This window comes from Streptomyces sp. NPDC050560, assembly GCF_044457285.1.
In the GTDB taxonomy this organism is placed as follows: domain Bacteria; phylum Actinomycetota; class Actinomycetes; order Streptomycetales; family Streptomycetaceae; genus Streptomyces.
The window spans coordinates 506,930-522,554 of record NZ_JBITGT010000002.1; the positions used below are offsets into that span (position 1 = coordinate 506,930).

The window sequence follows — 15,625 nt, forward strand, 5'->3', positions numbered from 1 at the left end:
GATGAGCTGCGGCGACATGAGGCGAGGCTGGGAACCGTGAACGGACTGGACTACCTGCTGCTCGTCGCGGCCGTGTGGTTCGCGTGGGTGGGGTATCGCCAGGGCTTCATCGTGGGCATTCTGTCCGTGATCGGGTTTCTGGGCGGCGGCCTGGTCGCTGTGTACCTGCTGCCGATCGTCTGGGACAAGGTCACGGACGACGCCGATGTCGGCACCGTCGCGGCGGTCGGCGCGGTCGTCATCGTGATCGTCTGTGCCTCGGTGGGCCAGGTGTTCACCACCCATCTGGGCAGCAAACTGCGTGGCCATGTCACCTGGTCGTCCGCGCGGGCGCTCGACGCGACCGGCGGCGCGCTGGTCAACGCGCTGGCGATGCTGCTTGTCGCCTGGCTGATCGGCTCGGCGCTCGCGGGGACGACGCTGCCGACGGTGGGCCGTGAGGTACGCGGTTCACAGGTGCTGCTCGGGGTGTCGAGGGTGCTGCCCGAGCAGGCCGACAACTGGTTCGCGGACTTCTCGTCGGTGCTCGCGCAGAACGGGTTCCCGCAGGTCTTCAGCCCCTTCTCGAACGAGCCCATCCACGAGGTCGACCCGCCCGACCCTTCGCTCGCCAACGGCCCCGTAGCCGCCCGCGCCAAGCGTTCCATCGTGAAGGTCGTCGGTACGGCGCAGAGCTGCGGCAAGGTGCTGGAGGGCAGCGGCTTCGTGTTCGGCAACCGCCGCGTCATGACGAACGCGCACGTGGTCGGCGGTGTCGACGAGCCCACCGTGCAGATCGGCGGCGAGGGCAAGCTGTACGACGCCAAGGTCGTGCTCTACGACTGGCGGCGTGACATCGCCGTGCTCGACGTGCCCGATCTGAAGGCGCCCGCGCTGTCGTTCACGTCGAAGGACGCGCAGAGCGGCAGCAGCGGCATCGTCGCGGGCTTCCCGGAGAACGGGGCGTACGACGTGCGGCCCGCGCGGGTGCGCGGCCGGATCACGGCGAACGGCCCCGACATCTACCACCGGGGCACGGTCCGCCGCGACGTGTACTCGCTGTACTCGACCGTGCGGCAGGGCAACTCGGGCGGGCCGCTGCTCACACCGGACGGGCATGTGTACGGCGTGGTGTTCGCGAAGTCCCTCGACGACCCCGACACCGGCTACGCGCTGAGCGCCGACGAGATCCGCCAGGACATCGACCAGGGGCGCACCGCGAGCCAGGAGGTCGACAGCGAGTCCTGCGCCCTGTAGCCGGCCGTGCCCGGCGGAGGGCGTGTCGCATCGGAATCCGGTGCTGAACGCCTCCGCCGGCGCGTGCCGTTCGATGGTGGTCTCTGCGGGGCTCCCCGCGCCCGGCCGCGTGTGCGGCGCGGACGCTAACCGCGTGTGTGGCGCAGGCGCGCCGAGACCCAGCGGGCGCGGCGGCGCAGAATGCGGGGGATTCCGATGACCTCGGTGGATGGCGACTGGCCCCCACCTGGCGAGCCACCTCCCTGAACACTGTTCAGCGGTGTGGCCGAGCGGCGATTGCGTGCTACGTCACTGTAGTCGTGCGTCCAGCTCATACCCTGACCTCTGCCCCTGCCTCAAGGTCCGTAACCACCCCCGGGACCCCCAATCGGCCTATGCGCCAGGCATTTGGCTGATCATAGGATCGCGCCATTCGGAAGGGCTCCCTGTTTCGCTTGTCCGAGACTCGTCAAGCACGGGAAATGCCTGCTCAGAGCCGTGTATACGGTATGCGTGGTCGGGGGTGCGTAAGGTGCTCCGGGGCGTCCAAATGGACGTATTTCAGCCAAACGCCGAGACGGGTGCGAGGGGTCGGCGGGGGTGTCTTATCCCCGGTCCACGCACCGCTACCGGACGCCTGCGCAACGTGCTCGGAAGCGGCCGCACCACACCCGGCCGCCGGAGGGCGCGGGCCGCTCAGCGGTCGGGTTCTGGGTCCTTCAGCCAGTTCACCAGTTCGGCGGAGAAGGCGATCGGGTCCTCCTCGTGCGGGAAGTGCCCGAGACCGTCGAACAGCCGCCAGCGGTACGGCGCTTCGACGTACTCCCCGGAGCCCGCCGCGCTGCGCGTACGCATCACCGGGTCCATCGAGCCGTGCAGATGCAGCGTCGGCACCCGCACCGGGCGCTTCATCCTGCGGTTGAACTGGATGCCGTCCGGCCGGGTCAGCGAGCGCACCATCCAGCGGTAGGGCTCGATCGAGCAGTGCGCGGTCGACGGGATGCACATGGCGCGCCGGTACACGTCCACCGCGTCGTCGTCGGGCACCTTCGGCCCCGACCACTCCCGGATCAGACCGCCCACCAGGGCGCCGTCGTCGGCGATCAACTGCCGCTCGGGCACCCAGGGCCGCTGGAAACCCCACACGTACGAACCGGCCCTGGCCTGCTTCAGGTCGGACAGCATCGCCGAGCGCCAGCGGCGCGGATGCGGCATGGACGCGACAGCGAGCCGGCGCACCAGCTTCGGCCGCATCACCGCCGCCGTCCAGGCCAGATAGCCGCCGAGGTCATGACCGACGAGCGCGGCGTCCGGCTCGCCGAGCGAGCGCACCACGCCCGTGATGTCGAGGGCGAGGTTCGCCGGGTCGTAGCCGCGCGGGGTGCGGTCGCTGCCGCCGACGCCCCGCAGGTCCATCGCGACGGTACGGAAACCGGCCTCCGCGAGCGCCACCATCTGATGGCGCCACGACCACCAGAACTGCGGGAAACCGTGCAGCAACAGCACCAGCGGCCCGTCCCCCAGCTCCGCGATGTGGAACCGGGCGCCATTGGCGGCGACATCGCGATGCGTCCAGGGGCCCTCGATACGCACGGCAGGGCCGGGGTGCTCCGAATGGGCGAGGGGCTCCGTCATGGGGTCGAGCGTGCCACAGAGGCGCCGCTGCCGCTGGGAAGTGCCCGAGCGTCCTCCACAGGGGGGACGGCGGGACGGGGGTGCGGCTTGGCGTTCTGGAGCACGGCCGCCGTCTCCTTGGCGGACGCGACCGCCTTCTGGGGCCCCTTGCCCTGCTTGGCCTTCTTCGCGAACACCGTGCCGATCAGCGCGAGCAGCCCGGCCACGACCACGTTCGCGGCGAACGACAGCAGGAAGCACACCGAAATGTGCCAGCCGCTCCAGGTCCGGATGCCGTAGGCGAGCGCGAAGCTGAGCATGGGCAGGGAGAACGTCAGCACGACAAGCGCCGCGCCGAACGCGCCGCCGCCCACCGCGCCCCGCTTCACATCCTGCCGTAGCTGCGCCTTCGCCAGCGCGATCTCGTCGTGCAGCAGGGCGGACATCTCGCCGGTCGCCGTGGCCACCAGTCGGCCGAGGCTGGGCTCGGCGCCGACCGGCTCCTCGGTTGCGCTCATCGCTACTCCCTCGCTCTGTACGTGCTTCTGTTCGGCCCCGGCCGGAACCGGACACCGGCGCCGCCCTTCCGGGACGGGGCACGGGGCCCCGCCGGGGCTTCTGCCCGCCGTGCGCCGGAATCTGACCCTGTGTGGGCCGCCGGTGGTGCTGACGCCGTGGTGCTCGTGGCCGATGCCCCGCGGGCCGCTTCCGTCGTATTCGGTTCCGGTGTGTCCGTTCCTATGCGTTTGTGCTCTCAGATCATGCCGGACGGCCGTCCTTCCCGCTCCTCCTGCCCGCCATTTCCGTACTACGCGCCCGGCCGGAGCCGTCTTTTCCGGCGCGTCGTGCCGCCGGGGCGGGAGACGGCGCAGGGCACCCGGCCGGGGTGGCCGGGTGCCCTGCGGTGTTCTGACGGTGCGGCGGATCAGTCCTCGGAGGGCGCCGAGGGCAGCTTCGACTGGATGAGGTCCATCACCGAGGAGTCGGTGAGCGTGGTGACGTCGCCCAGCTCACGGTTCTCGGCGACGTCGCGCAGCAGGCGCCGCATGATCTTGCCGGAGCGGGTCTTCGGCAGCTCGGCGACCGCCATGATCCGCTTGGGCTTGGCGATGGGGCCCAGCGTGGTGCCGACGTGGTTGCGCAGCTCGGCGACGAGGCCCTGGTCCTCGCTCGCGGTGCCGCGCAGGATCACGAACGCCACGATGGCCTGTCCCGTCGTCTCGTCGGCGGCGCCCACCACGGCGGCCTCCGCGACCGCCGGGTGCGACACCAGCGCCGACTCGACCTCGGTCGTGGAGATGTTGTGGCCCGAGACGAGCATGACGTCGTCGACGCGGCCGAGCAGCCACAGGTCGCCGTCGTCGTCCTTCTTCGCACCGTCGCCCGCGAAGTACTTGCCCTCGAAGCGCGACCAGTAGGTGTCGAGGAACCGCTGGTCGTCGCCCCAGATGGTGCGCAGCATCGAGGGCCAGGGCTCGGTGAGGACGAGGTACCCGCCGCCGCCATCGGGCACCTCGTTGGCGTCGTCGTCGACGACCGTCGCCGCGATGCCAGGCAGCGGGCGCTGGGCGGAGCCGGGCTTGGCGTCCGTGACACCGGGCAGCGGGGAGATCATGATGCCGCCGGTCTCGGTCTGCCACCAGGTGTCCACGACCGGGCAGCGGTCGCCGCCGATGTGCTTGCGGTACCAGATCCACGCCTCGGGGTTGATCGGCTCGCCCACGGAGCCCAGCACCCGCAGGCTGCTCAGGTCGAACTTGGCGGGGATGTCGTCTCCCCACTTCATGAACGTGCGGATCGCGGTGGGGGCCGCGTAGAGGATGCTCACCTTGTACTTCTGGACGATCTCCCAGAAGCGCCCCTGGTGGGGGGTGTCGGGCGTGCCCTCGTACATCACCTGGGTGGCGCCGTTGGAGAGCGGTCCGTACGTGATGTACGAGTGGCCGGTGACCCAGCCGACGTCGGCGGTGCACCAGTAGACGTCCGTCTCCGGCTTGAGGTCGAAGACGGCGTGGTGGGTGTACGACACCTGGGTGAGGTAGCCGCCGGAGGTGTGCAGGATGCCCTTGGGCTTCCCGGTGGTCCCCGAGGTGTAGAGGATGAACAGGGGGTGCTCGGCCTCGAACGCCTCGGGGGTGTGCTCGGCGGACTGGCGCTCCGTCAGGTCGTGCCACCAGACGTCGCGGCCTTCCGTCCAGCCCACGTCCTGCCCGGTGCGGCGGACGACGAGGACCTTCTGGACGCTCTTGGTGCGGGCGACGGCGTCGTCGACGGCGGGCTTGAGGGAGGTCGGCTTGCCGCGGCGGAAGCCGCCGTCGGCGGTGATGACGAGCTTGGCGTCGGCGTCGTCGATACGGGCCGTGATGGCGTCGGCGGAGAAGCCGCCGAAGACGACGGAGTGCGCGGCGCCGATCCTGGCGCACGCCAGCATCGCGATGACGGCCTCGGGGATCATCGGCAGGTAGACGGCCACCCGGTCGCCCTTGGCGACGCCCAGTTCCGTGAGACCGTTCGCGGCTTTGCAGACCTCGTCCTTGAGCTGGGCGTAGGTGATCGTCCTGCCGTCGCCCGGCTCGCCCTCGAAGTGGATGGCCACCCGGTCGCCGTGGCCCGCCTCGACATGGCGGTCGACGCAGTTGTAAGCCACGTTGAGCTTCCCGTCCGCGAACCACTTGGCGAACGGCGGGTTGGACCAGTCCAGAGTCTCGGTCGGAGCCGTCTCCCAGGTCAGCCGGCGGGCCTGCTCGGCCCAGAAGCCGAGCCTGTCAGCCTTGGCCTGCTCATACGCTTCCGCCGTGACATTGGCGTTCGCGGCCAAGTCGGCGGGAGGCGCGAACCTGCGCTCCTCCTTCAACAGGTTGGCCAGGCTTTCGTTGCTCACGACATCTCCCTTTCCCAGGGTGTCCGTTGTGTCCCAGACCACAGCTCATCAGAAGCATCCCCCGGTGACAAGAGCAGACAGTGAACTGGTTTAGACCTCTTGTCGTGGTGGAGTCGTGGCCGTGCTCACCGAGGCCACACGCTCTCATGAAGCCGCGGAACGCCTGCCTCCGGCACGGCGGACGGGACCCGCGCGCCATCGATCGGACGAGTCCCGCCGCCGCGCCGCCGCGGCTCAGGAAGACGCCTTCTCCAGGGCGGTGGCCGGGACGGGTCTGAACACCCCCTCGGCGGTCATCAGATACGCCTGGGCCTCTCCCACGTGGAAGTACATGCCGTGCAGTTCGAGCGTCCCCCGGTCCAACCCGTGGGCCACCGCGGGGTGTGTCCCGAGGTGTTCGAGTTGCTGCACGATGTTGGCCAGGCAGAGCCGCTCCAGGTCGTCCGCGGGGTCGCGGCCGGTGAGCCGTGCGGGCGGCCCGGCCTCCGGGCGCAGCCGCCGTACGCTCGCCTCTCCGTACCGCAGCCAACGCCGCAGCGGCGTGCCGTCGCCGCCGGGGGGCTGTTCCGCGCGCCCCGGTCCGCCGGGTGCCCCGGGCGCCGTGCCGTCGCCCGCGGTGGTGTCGGTGGCGTCCGCCCGGGGGAGCAGGGCCTGCATCGCGCCACAGCCCGAGTGCCCGCACACCGTGATCGAGCGCACCCCCAGCACGTCCACCGCGTACTCGATGGCCGCGGACACCGAGGCGTCGCCGCTCTGCTCGCCCGGGGGCGGCACGAGATTGCCGATGTTGCGCACGACGAACAGGTCGCCGGGGCCGCTCGACGTGATCATCGAGGTGATGAGCCGGGAGTCGGAACAGGTGAGGAAGAGGTGTCCGGGCCGCTGGCCTTCCCGGGCGAGCCGCGCCAGCTCGTCCCGGATCAGCGGGGCGGTGTCCCGCTGGAACGCGCCGACTCCGCTGACGAGTTGGCTCTCCCCGTGGGCGGGGCCCGGGGCGTCCGCCCGGTCCGGGGTGCGACCGGGCGGTACGTGCGCCTGTGTTGGGACACCGTCCGCCGCGTCGGTGGCCATGGACGGGGATGGGGACGGGGATGTCGAGGTGGGGGCGGAGGTGGTGGGTCCCTCCGGTGTGCCGAGGGCGGAACCCGCGACCGGGAGGGAGCGGCGGGAGTCGCAGTGGTGGTTGCGCCAGGGGGTCCAGGGGCGGCAGCAGGAGTGGGCGGCCCGCGCGGGCTCCGCGATACGCGCCCCCGCCCGACCGGTGATCTCCACGGAGCCGCCCTGCGCGAGATGGCCCGTCCGCCAGTCCTGTAGCGCCTCGTACGCGGCGTGGTCCATGAAGGAGCCGTCCAGCTCGACCACCGTGTGCCCGCGGGGCGGCACCAGGTGCAGGGTCCTGCTGAGGCGGGGCACGGCGAGGAAGGTGAGCTGCCCGAGCACCCGCACCCGGTGGCCGCCGTCGTGGCCGCTCTCGTGGGTGATACGGGTGTGCGCCAGCCGGTGCAGCGCCATGGCGACCGCGGCCGCGATCCCCAGGGCCACCCCGGTCAGCACCCCGAAGACGATCACGCCGAGCGTGGTGACCGCGTACACCAGGACCTCGCGGTGGCGGGTGAGGACGCGGATGTGGTGGAGGGAGACCATCCGGATGCCGATGGCCATGACCAGGGCGGCGAGCGAGGCGAGCGGGATCAGTTCGAGCGCGGGCACCAGCAGCAGCGCGGCGGCCACCACCCAGGCGCCGTGCAGCACCGTCGAGTTCCGGCTGACGGCGCCCGCGGCCACGTTGGCGGTGCTGCGCACCGCGACGCCCGCGACCGGCAGGCCGCCGAGCATCCCGGAGACCGTGTTCGCCGCGCCCTGCCCGAGCAGTTCGCGGTCCAGCCGGGAGCGGGGCAGCCGGCCGTGCAGGTCGGACCGCGCTGCCGCCAGCTTGTCCACCGCTACGGCGCCGAGGAGGGACTGCACGCTGCACACCAGGGTGGTGGTCAGCACCGCCGTCGCGATGCCGGACACGGGGCCCTCCGGCATGCCCGCGAGGGCGTGGCTGCGCCAGGTGGGCAGGTCGACCCGGGGCAGGGCGAGGGCGGTGGCGGAGGCGACGGCGGTGGTCACGGCCACGGCGATCAGGGCGGCGGGCAGCTTGGCCACCGCGCGGCGGACCCGCCCTGGCCCGGTCTGGAGGCGGCGGGCGAGCCGGGGCCAGGCGAGGAGCAGCAGCAGGGTGAGGGCGGCGGTGAGCAGGGCGGCGGGGTGGATGTGGGTGAGCTGGCCGGGGAGCGCGGCGAGGTTGTCGGGAACGGAACTCTGGGGGGTGCCGCCGAGGACGATGTGCACCTGGGCGACGGCGATGGTGACGCCGATGCCCGCCAGCATCCCGTGCACGATGGCGGGGCTGACGGCGAGGGCGGCGCGCGCCACCCGCAGGCAGCCGAGGAGGAGTTGGGCGACTCCGGAGAGGGCGGTGATGGCGCAGGTGGTGCGCCATCCGTACTGCTGGATGAGTTCGGCGGTGACCACGGTGAGCCCGGCGGCGGGGCCGCTGACCTGGAGCGGGGACCCGCCGAGCCGTCCCGCGACGATGCCGCCGACGGCCGCCGCGACGAGTCCGGCGCCGAGGGGCGCCCCGGTGGCGAGGGCGATGCCGAGGGACAGCGGCAGGGCGACGAGGAAGACGGCGATCGAGGCCGACAGGTCGGCCCCGGCGACTCGGGGGAGGAACCGTCGGGAGGGCGGGGGACTGTGGGAGGTGTGCTTGCGCGCACGCCGTTTGGCCGCGGCGCGCAGGGAGGTGCGTGCAGGCATGGTTGTCCGTCTCGTGTGCTGGAGAGAGAGGGAGAGATAACGGAGGCGGTGGCGGATCTGTCGTCCGAATGCCCTGGGCGCCGTGCGGGCCGGACGAAGGGGCCGTGCGTGCGCACACCCGTGGACCGGGTGCCGCACGGGCGGCTGGGCGTCTCAACTCTCGGTAAACGAACCGTAATGCAGAGTAAAGACCTTGTCTTCATAATTCGGACATATGGGTTAGCTATCCACCCTTCCGGGTGAATGGCCGCAGGTGGCGGGGGTGGGGTGGCCCCTTATGGCGCGGTGCGGGCGCCGCCCGGGCGCCGTGGGCGCTCCCTCTCCCTGCGGCCCGCGGCTGCGGAGGCGGTTCGCCGCGCGGGCGCCGTCGCGGTGTGACTGCGGTCGCGGTCGTGGCCGTGAGGGCAGGGCCTCCGGCGCGGTGGTCCTGCGCCGGGTGCGTAGGGTCGTCGTATGACTAGCAACGGTGTGTCCGCCGACCCGCTGGCCCCGCTCGGGGCGCTGCCGGGCGTCGACGCTGCGGTGTCCTCGGTGCGCGACGCCGTCGACCGTGTCTACGGGCACCGCGTCATGCGCCGCCGCGGCACGGAGGTCACCGCGGAGGCGGCGCTCCGCGGGGCGCGCGGCTCCGCGGCGCTCGCCGGTGCCGACTGGGCGCTTGAGGAGCTGCGCAGGCGCAGCGACTTCGGCGAGGGCGGCGAGGCGCGCACCGTCGGCGCGGCGCTGCGGCTCACCGCCGAGGTCGGCGGGCTGCTGAAGGTGTGGCCGCAGTCCCCGATGCGGGTCCTGGCGAGGCTGCACCTGGTGGCGGCGGCAGAGCAGGACGAGCGGGTCGGGCGGCCGCGTCTGGCCGGCGAGTCGGTGGACGAACCCCTGATCGGACTGCCCGTGCCCGGCCCCTCCGAGGTCGCCGACCGGCTGGAAGGACTGGCCGCGATCGTGGTGGCGGGCAGTTCGGCCCCGGCGCTGGTCACCGCGGCCGTGGTGCACGGCGAACTGCTGGCGCTGCGCCCCTTCGTCTCCTGCAACGGGCTGGTCGCACGGGCCGCCGAGCGGTTGGTCCTCGTGGGCAGCGGACTCGACCCCAGGGCGATCTGCCCCGCGGAGGTGGGGCACGCGGAAGCGGGAGCCGGGGCGTACGCGGCGGCGCTGGAGGGCTATGTGTCGGGCACTGCCGAGGGGGTGGCGGCCTGGATCGCGCACTGCGGGCGCGCGGTGGAGCTGGGGGCGCGGGAGTCCACGGCGGTCTGCGAGGCGATGCAGCGCGGCGCCGCCTGAGGGCGTGACCGCGTGCCGGGCGTGCCGGTGGTGGGCGCCGGTCCAGGCGGTGTGCCGTGGTGTGAAGCGGCGGGTGCCGACAGAAAAGCGGCGGTACGAAGAGTCGTACCGCCGCTGGGCATGAACATCAGGTGACCATGCGTCCTCGATGTAGTGCACATCGGGCCGGGCGCGAGGCCCGTTCCCGGTGCGGCTGGCCCGTAATCGACGGGTCGACGTCGCGTGGGTGCCCGGTGTTCATGCTCGGTCCGTGGGGCCGTGCTGCGATATGGGGGTTCCTCCCGGAAGTCCCTGGTCTCGCGGGCCGTTGATTCCTTTGTACTCCTGACGCGGTGCGGGGAAAACCCCCTCACCGACTTCTTTACTATTCGGGCGAATGGTGAGGAAAGGGGCGGCGTGGTACGGGTGTGGGCGGTCAGGCCAGGGCCGCCCGGCGGCGGTGGGTGTACCAGACGAGCCCGGCGGTGGCGGCCGCGGCGCCCACCGCGGCGGCGGCGACCAGCGCGGGGCGCGGCGGCACCCGCAGGGAGAACCGTTGCTTCAGCCGTACCGGACGGTGGAAGTCGAGTATCGGCCACTGCCGCGCCAGTGCCTCCCTGCGCAGCGCCCTGTCGGGGTTGACCGCGCAGGGGTGGCCGACGGCCGACAGCATCGGAAGGTCGGTGGCCGAGTCGCTGTAGGCGTAGCAGCGGGCGAGGTCGTACCCCTCGGAGGCGGCGAGTTCCTTCACGGCCTCGGCCTTGGTGGGGCCGTAGGCGTAGTACTCGATCTCGCCGGTGAAGCAGCCGTCGTCGCCGACCACCATGCGGGTGGCCACGACCCGGTCGGCGCCGAGGAGTTCGCCGATGGGCTCGACCACCTCGGCGCCCGAGGAGGAGACGATGACCACGTCGCGGCCCGCCGCGTGGTGCTCCTCGATGAGGGAGGCCGCCTCGTCGTAGATGATGGGGTCGATGAGGTCGTGCAGGGTCTCGGCGACGATCTCCTTCACCTGCTGGACGTTCCACCCGCGGCACAGCGCCGACAGGTACTCCCGCATGCGCTCCATCTGGTCGTGGTCCGCGCCGCCCGCGAGGAAGACGAACTGCGCATATGCGGTGCGGAGTACCGCCCTGCGGTTGATCAGGCCGCCTTGGTAGAACGACTTGCTGAAGGTGAGGGTGCTCGACTTCGCAATGACCGTCTTGTCCAGGTCGAAGAAGGCCGCTGTACGAGACAAGGAGTGGTTTTCCACGAGCCCGAGCATATGCGCCCGCCATTCGGCGTAAGCTGGGGCGTGTGGGTTTGCCTGAGAGGGCTCTCGGGTACACCATGGAAGTCACGGATCGTTCGCGACCGTGCTAACCCGGCCCGACTCCTCCCCCCCCGAGTCGGCCGTGGGGACGACCCCCGCTCTCCCCCCCGGCGGGGGTCGTCGCATGTCCGGAGGGGTGTACTCCCCCCTTCGCGGCCGTCGACCGCTCCTCCTGATCTTACTGCCCTCCTGCGGCACCCCTCTCAGAATCGTCACTCTCCGTGACTGTACCCCGGGTGCGCGGAGGGCTTTGTGATGTCCCTCCAGCCTCACCTGTATGGGTGACGAAGATATCCACAACTGCTGAGTAGTCCACAGATTTCGACCAAGATCCACACGATTTTCAGGATCGCCGCATCGTGATTCCTGCGTGCCCTGCTCGCGGAGTTCACGAAGGGTTCGATGTGCCGGTTCCAATGGCCGGTTCCAATCGATGCCTCGTATGGCGGTTCCACGCCCGCCACTTCGCCTGAAGGGCTTTCGCGGGCCCACGGGGGGCCTCGCGTAGAGCGCGGTGAAAGGGCTGAAAATCGTGGCAACACAGGAGACCGCCGACCGGAGCGCGCCGCCCGCGGGCAGGCAGCGCACGGGACCCCTCATCGTCACCGAGGACATCGAGCTGCTCGACGACCTGCTGCGCCTGTGCGCGGTCGCGGGCGCCCGCCCCGAGGTGAACCACGGACTCCCGCGGCACCGCGGCAGTTGGGAGACCGCGCCGCTCATCCTGGTGGGTGAGGACGCCGCACCGCGGCTGGCCGGGGCCACCAGGAGAAGGGGTGTCGTCCTCATCGGCAGGAGCGAGGCCGACACCGCCCTGTGGCGGCACGGGGTGCGGCTCGGCGCCGACCAGGTGCTCAGCCTCCCCGAAGGGGAGAAGTGGCTCGTCGACCGCATCGCGGACGTCGCCGACGGTGCCGACGAGCCCGCCTTCACGGTGGGAGTGCTCGGCGGCCGCGGCGGGGCGGGGGCCTCCACCCTCGCCTGCGCCCTCGCCGTCACCTCCGCCCGCCGCGAGGTGCGCACCATGCTCATCGACGCGGACCCGCTCGGCGGCGGCCTCGACGTCATGCTCGGCGGGGAGCGGGCACAGGGCCTGCGCTGGCCCGCCCTGGCGGCCTCGCGGGGCCGCCTCGCCGCGGGCGCCCTGGAGGAGTCCCTGCCCAGACTCCACTCCCTGCGCCTGCTGAGCTGGGACAGAGGGGACAGCGTCGCGGTCCCGCCCGAAGCGGTGCGCGCCGTCGTCGCCGCGGCCCGCAGACGCGGCGGCGCCGTCGTCCTCGACCTGCCGAGGCGCGTCGACGACGGCACGGGCGAAGCGCTCGCCCAGACCGACCTGGGACTCCTCGTCGTCCCCGCAGAACTGCGGGCCGTCGCCGCCGCGACCCGGGTCGCCGCGGCCACCGGCACCTCACTGCGCGACCTGCGGGTGGTCGTCGCACCGCCGCCAGGACACCGCTCGGCGGCCCTCGAAGCCCGGGAGGTGGCCGACCTCGTAGGACTCCCCCTCGCGGGTGAACTGCCGCATGAACCAGGGCTGTTGACTGACCAGGAGAGCGGGGCGCCCCCGGGCGGCGACGCCAGGAGCCCCCTCGCCCGCTTCTGCACCGCCCTCTGGGAGCGCCTGCCCGTACCGGAGGCCGCCGCATGAGCACGCACACCGACACGGCGCTTCTCGACGGCGTACGCCACTGGCTCGCCGAGCACGGCCACGAACCCACCTCCGCGCGCGTGGCGGAGGCCCTGCGCGCCCAGGGCCGCATCCTGGGCGACACCGAGGTGCTCGGCGCCACCGACAAGCTCAGGTCCGAACTCGTCGGCACCGGCCCCCTCGAACCCCTCCTCGCCGACCCGGCGGTCACCGACGTCCTGGTGTCCGCGCCGGACCGGGTGTGGGTCGACACCGGCGGCGGCCTCACCCCCGCCGGAGTCACCTTCCCCGGCGCGTCCGCCGTACGGCGCCTGGCCCAGCGCCTCGCCGCCGTCGCGGGCCGCAGACTCGACGACGCCAGGCCCTGGGTGGACGCCCGACTGCCCGACGGCACCCGGCTGCACGCGGTGCTGCCCCCCGTCGCCGTCGGCTGCACCTGCCTGTCCCTGCGCGTCGTACGGCCGCGCGCCTTCACCCTCGCGGAACTCGTCGCCGCGGGCACCGTGCCACCCGGCGGCGACCGCGTCCTGCGCGCCCTCGTCGACGCCCGGCTGTCCTTCCTGATCAGCGGCGGCACCGGGAGTGGAAAGACAACACTGCTCAGCGCGTTGCTCGGGCTCGTCGGGCCGGGGGAGCGCATCGTGCTCGCCGAGGACTCCGCGGAGCTGCGCCCCGACCACCCGCATGTGGTGCGCCTGGAGGCCCGCCCGGCCAACCAGGAGGGGGCGGGCCTCGTCACCCTGGAGGATCTGGTGCGCCAGGCGCTGCGGATGCGCCCCGACCGGCTGGTCGTGGGGGAGGTGCGGGGCCCCGAGGTGGCACATCTGCTGGCCGCTCTCAACACCGGCCACGAGGGAGGCTGCGGGACCCTCCACGCCAACGCCGCGGGGGACGTGCCCGCCCGTCTTGAGGCCCTGGGCACCGCCGCAGGGCTTGGCAGGGCCGCCCTCCACAGCCAGCTCGCCGCCGCGCTCTCCGTCGTACTGCACCTGGTGAGGGACCGCGCGGGACGTCGGCGTGTGGCCGAGGTGCACGTGCTGCGCAGGGACCCCGCGGGGCTGGTGGAGACGGTGCCCGCGCTGCGCTGGGGCTCCACCGAGTTCATCAGGGAGCCGGGCTGGCGGCGGCTGGCACCCCTCCTCGGGGAGCCGCCGCTATGACCGCGCTGTCCTGGGCCCTGGGCGCCCCGTCGGCCGCCGTGGGGTGCGCGGGCGCCGCCGCGTGGCTGCTCACCGGCGGTGGCGGCGCCCGCCGCAGGGCCCACGCCGTGCTCCCCGGGGCGCCGCCGCCCCGTGCCGCGGAGCGGTGGGCCGCCGCCCGGCACCGGCTGGCCGCGCTGCCCGCGTGGGCGGTCGCGTCGGGCGCCTGGTGCCTGCTGGCCGGGGCGTTCCTCGCGGTGCTCGGCCGCTCCGTGCTGCCGCTCGTGGCGGGCGCCGCGGCGGTGCCCCTGGCGCGGCGGTCGCGGTCGCGCCGGGAGGCGCGCGGGGCGGCGGACGGGCGCGCCGAGGCGGTGATCGCGCTGTGCACCACGCTCATCGGGGAGGTGCGGGCCGGGCAGCACCCGGGGCGGGCGCTGCTCGTCGCCGCGGGCGAGCCGGGGGTGCCCGCGCGGGCGCGTTCCGCGGTGCTCGCCGCGGCCCGGTTCGGAGGCGATGTGCCCGCCGCACTCGCCCGCGGGTCCCGGGCGCCCGGCGCCGAGGGGCTTCGGGGCCTCGCCGCGTGCTGGCGGGTCTCGGTCGACGGGGGAGCGGGGCTCGCGGCCGGTGTCGAACGGCTGGCTGCCGCCCTGCGCGCCGAACGCGACCAGCGCGCCGAGTTGCGCGCGCAGCTCGCCGGGGCCAGATCCACGGCCGCGCTGCTGGCCGGGCTGCCCGTCCTTGGGCTGCTGCTGGGCGGCGCGCTCGGCGCCGACCCGCTACGCGTCCTGCTGCACACGCCCGCGGGCCTCGGCTGTCTCGTCGTGGGCGGCGGCCTGGAGGCGGCGGGGCTCTGGTGGGTGGACCGGATCGTGCGGGCGGGGGAGGACGGATGAGCCAGGAAGTTATCCACAGGCTGGGGGCGGCGCTGTGTGCCGCCGCGGGGACGCTGTGGCTGCTCGACGCCGTGGCGGGCCTGCGGGGCGAGCGCCGATTGCGGGACAGGTGCGCGGCCGTCACGGGGTCGAGCCCGCCGGGGACGCGGCGGACACCGGCGCCCCGTAAGGACCGGCGCGCGTCGGCGGGGCGCGCGGGAGTGCGCCGATGGCTGCCGGTGGTGGGCGCGGTCTGCCTGGGATACGTGCTGGTGGGAGGCGTGGCCGGGGCGCTCGTCGGGGCGCTCGCGGGTGCCGTCGCTCTCCGTGGCCGACGGGGCGGCACACCGACCGCGGATGCCGCGGACGTGGCCCGGGCCGGGCGCGAACTGCCCCTGGCGGCCGACCTGCTGGCGGCCTGCATCACCGCAGGCGCCGACCCGGTCACCGCCGCGGGCGTCGTCGGCGACTCGCTGGGTGGCCCTGTGGGCGAGGGGCTCGCGCGCGGCGCTGCGGAACTCCGTCTGGGCGGCGCCCCCGGGGACGCCTGGCGGCGGCTCGCGGCACTGCCGGGCGCCGGGCGGCTCGCGGTGCTCCTGGAGCGCGCCGCGGACTCGGGGGCGCCCGCCGCGGCCTCCGTCGCACGGCTCGCCGCGGAGGCGAGGGCGGAGCGCGGACGCCTCGCGCTGGCCCGGGCCCGCAGGGCGGGAGTCCTGGTCGCGGCCCCCGTCGGGCTCTGCTTCCTGCCCTCCTTCATCGCCGTCGGCGTGGTGCCGGTCGTCATCGGCCTCGCCCACCGGCTGCTGGGCGGCGGCCCCTGACCACAGCAGCTCCACGACGACACCCGACACCAGTTCCACCGAAACGAGAGGGAGTTCC

General features: G+C 73.2%; 12 protein-coding genes. 6 read left to right on the forward strand and 6 right to left on the reverse strand.

Features of this window, described 5'->3' with window-relative positions:
* The first annotated feature begins 36 nt into the window (after positions 1-36).
* Positions 37-1,236: a MarP family serine protease gene (locus ACIBIW_RS06990; RefSeq protein ID WP_399332745.1), complete on the forward strand. Its 1,200-nt coding sequence runs from the start codon at positions 37-39 to the stop codon at positions 1,234-1,236.
* 125 nt (positions 1,237-1,361) lie between these two features.
* On the opposite strand, the gene ACIBIW_RS06995 is transcribed toward ACIBIW_RS06990, so the two are convergent.
* The 5 genes from ACIBIW_RS06995 to ACIBIW_RS07015 form a co-directional block, all read right to left on the reverse strand.
* On the reverse strand, positions 1,362-1,550 hold the full coding sequence (locus tag ACIBIW_RS06995) for a hypothetical protein (protein WP_399332747.1): 189 nt from the start codon (positions 1,548-1,550) through the stop codon (positions 1,362-1,364).
* Positions 1,551-1,911: 361 nt separating this feature from the next.
* Complete coding sequence (locus tag ACIBIW_RS07000) at positions 1,912-2,850, reverse strand: alpha/beta fold hydrolase (protein WP_399332749.1); 939 nt, start codon at positions 2,848-2,850, stop codon at positions 1,912-1,914.
* Positions 2,847-3,347 (reverse strand): phage holin family protein, encoded by a 501-nt coding sequence (locus tag ACIBIW_RS07005; protein WP_399332751.1) that lies wholly within the window; start codon positions 3,345-3,347, stop codon positions 2,847-2,849. The genes ACIBIW_RS07000 and ACIBIW_RS07005 overlap by 4 nt, the downstream gene beginning before the upstream one ends.
* A gap of 407 nt (positions 3,348-3,754) precedes the next feature.
* Entirely contained in the window at positions 3,755-5,710 is a 1,956-nt protein-coding gene (gene acs / locus ACIBIW_RS07010) for an acetate--CoA ligase (protein ID WP_399332753.1), read from the reverse strand.
* 234 nt (positions 5,711-5,944) lie between these two features.
* The gene (locus ACIBIW_RS07015) at positions 5,945-8,515 is read right to left on the reverse strand and encodes a bifunctional SulP family inorganic anion transporter/carbonic anhydrase (RefSeq protein ID WP_399332755.1); all 2,571 of its coding nucleotides are present in this window, start codon (positions 8,513-8,515) and stop codon (positions 5,945-5,947) included.
* 453 nt (positions 8,516-8,968) lie between these two features.
* Between ACIBIW_RS07015 and ACIBIW_RS07020 the strand changes: the two genes are divergently transcribed.
* Complete coding sequence (locus ACIBIW_RS07020) at positions 8,969-9,793, forward strand: oxidoreductase (RefSeq protein WP_399332756.1); 825 nt, start codon at positions 8,969-8,971, stop codon at positions 9,791-9,793.
* 415 nt (positions 9,794-10,208) lie between these two features.
* On the opposite strand, the gene ACIBIW_RS07025 is transcribed toward ACIBIW_RS07020, so the two are convergent.
* The gene (locus tag ACIBIW_RS07025; RefSeq protein WP_399332758.1) at positions 10,209-11,039 is read right to left on the reverse strand and encodes an HAD family hydrolase; all 831 of its coding nucleotides are present in this window, start codon (positions 11,037-11,039) and stop codon (positions 10,209-10,211) included.
* Positions 11,040-11,619: 580 nt separating this feature from the next.
* On the opposite strand from ACIBIW_RS07025, the gene ssd reads away from it, so the two are divergent.
* The 4 genes from ssd to ACIBIW_RS07045 are packed head-to-tail and all read left to right on the forward strand — an operon-like array spanning position 11,620 to position 15,567.
* Positions 11,620-12,735 carry a septum site-determining protein Ssd gene (gene ssd, locus ACIBIW_RS07030; RefSeq protein ID WP_399332760.1) on the forward strand — a complete coding sequence of 372 codons (1,116 nt, stop codon included), beginning with the start codon at positions 11,620-11,622 and terminating at the stop codon, positions 12,733-12,735.
* Positions 12,732-13,895, forward strand: a complete 1,164-nt coding sequence (locus ACIBIW_RS07035; protein WP_399332762.1) for a TadA family conjugal transfer-associated ATPase — start codon at positions 12,732-12,734, stop codon at positions 13,893-13,895. Before ssd ends, ACIBIW_RS07035 begins: the two co-directional genes overlap by 4 nt.
* Complete coding sequence (locus ACIBIW_RS07040; RefSeq protein WP_399332764.1) at positions 13,892-14,767, forward strand: type II secretion system F family protein; 876 nt, start codon at positions 13,892-13,894, stop codon at positions 14,765-14,767. The genes ACIBIW_RS07035 and ACIBIW_RS07040 overlap by 4 nt, the downstream gene beginning before the upstream one ends.
* Positions 14,764-15,567 (forward strand): type II secretion system F family protein, encoded by an 804-nt coding sequence (locus tag ACIBIW_RS07045; RefSeq protein ID WP_399332766.1) that lies wholly within the window; start codon positions 14,764-14,766, stop codon positions 15,565-15,567. The genes ACIBIW_RS07040 and ACIBIW_RS07045 overlap by 4 nt, the downstream gene beginning before the upstream one ends.
* The last annotated feature ends 58 nt before the right edge of the window (positions 15,568-15,625 follow it).

What these genes read in the sequence shown, in the direction of transcription:
- ACIBIW_RS07000 (WP_399332749.1), bottom strand. Translation starts at nt 2,850, where the DNA reads ATGACGGAGCCCCTCGCCCATTCGGAGCACCCCGGCCCTGCCGTGCGT.
- ACIBIW_RS07005 (WP_399332751.1), bottom strand. Translation starts at nt 3,347, where the DNA reads ATGAGCGCAACCGAGGAGCCGGTCGGCGCCGAGCCCAGCCTCGGCCGA.
- ACIBIW_RS07020 (WP_399332756.1), top strand. Translation starts at nt 8,969, where the DNA reads ATGACTAGCAACGGTGTGTCCGCCGACCCGCTGGCCCCGCTCGGGGCG.
- ACIBIW_RS07035 (WP_399332762.1), top strand. Translation starts at nt 12,732, where the DNA reads ATGAGCACGCACACCGACACGGCGCTTCTCGACGGCGTACGCCACTGG.
- ACIBIW_RS07040 (WP_399332764.1), top strand. Translation starts at nt 13,892, where the DNA reads ATGACCGCGCTGTCCTGGGCCCTGGGCGCCCCGTCGGCCGCCGTGGGG.
- ACIBIW_RS06995 (WP_399332747.1), bottom strand. Translation starts at nt 1,550, where the DNA reads ATGAGCTGGACGCACGACTACAGTGACGTAGCACGCAATCGCCGCTCG.
- ACIBIW_RS07015 (WP_399332755.1), bottom strand. Translation starts at nt 8,515, where the DNA reads ATGCCTGCACGCACCTCCCTGCGCGCCGCGGCCAAACGGCGTGCGCGC.
- ACIBIW_RS07045 (WP_399332766.1), top strand. Translation starts at nt 14,764, where the DNA reads ATGAGCCAGGAAGTTATCCACAGGCTGGGGGCGGCGCTGTGTGCCGCC.
- ACIBIW_RS07025 (WP_399332758.1), bottom strand. Translation starts at nt 11,039, where the DNA reads ATGCTCGGGCTCGTGGAAAACCACTCCTTGTCTCGTACAGCGGCCTTC.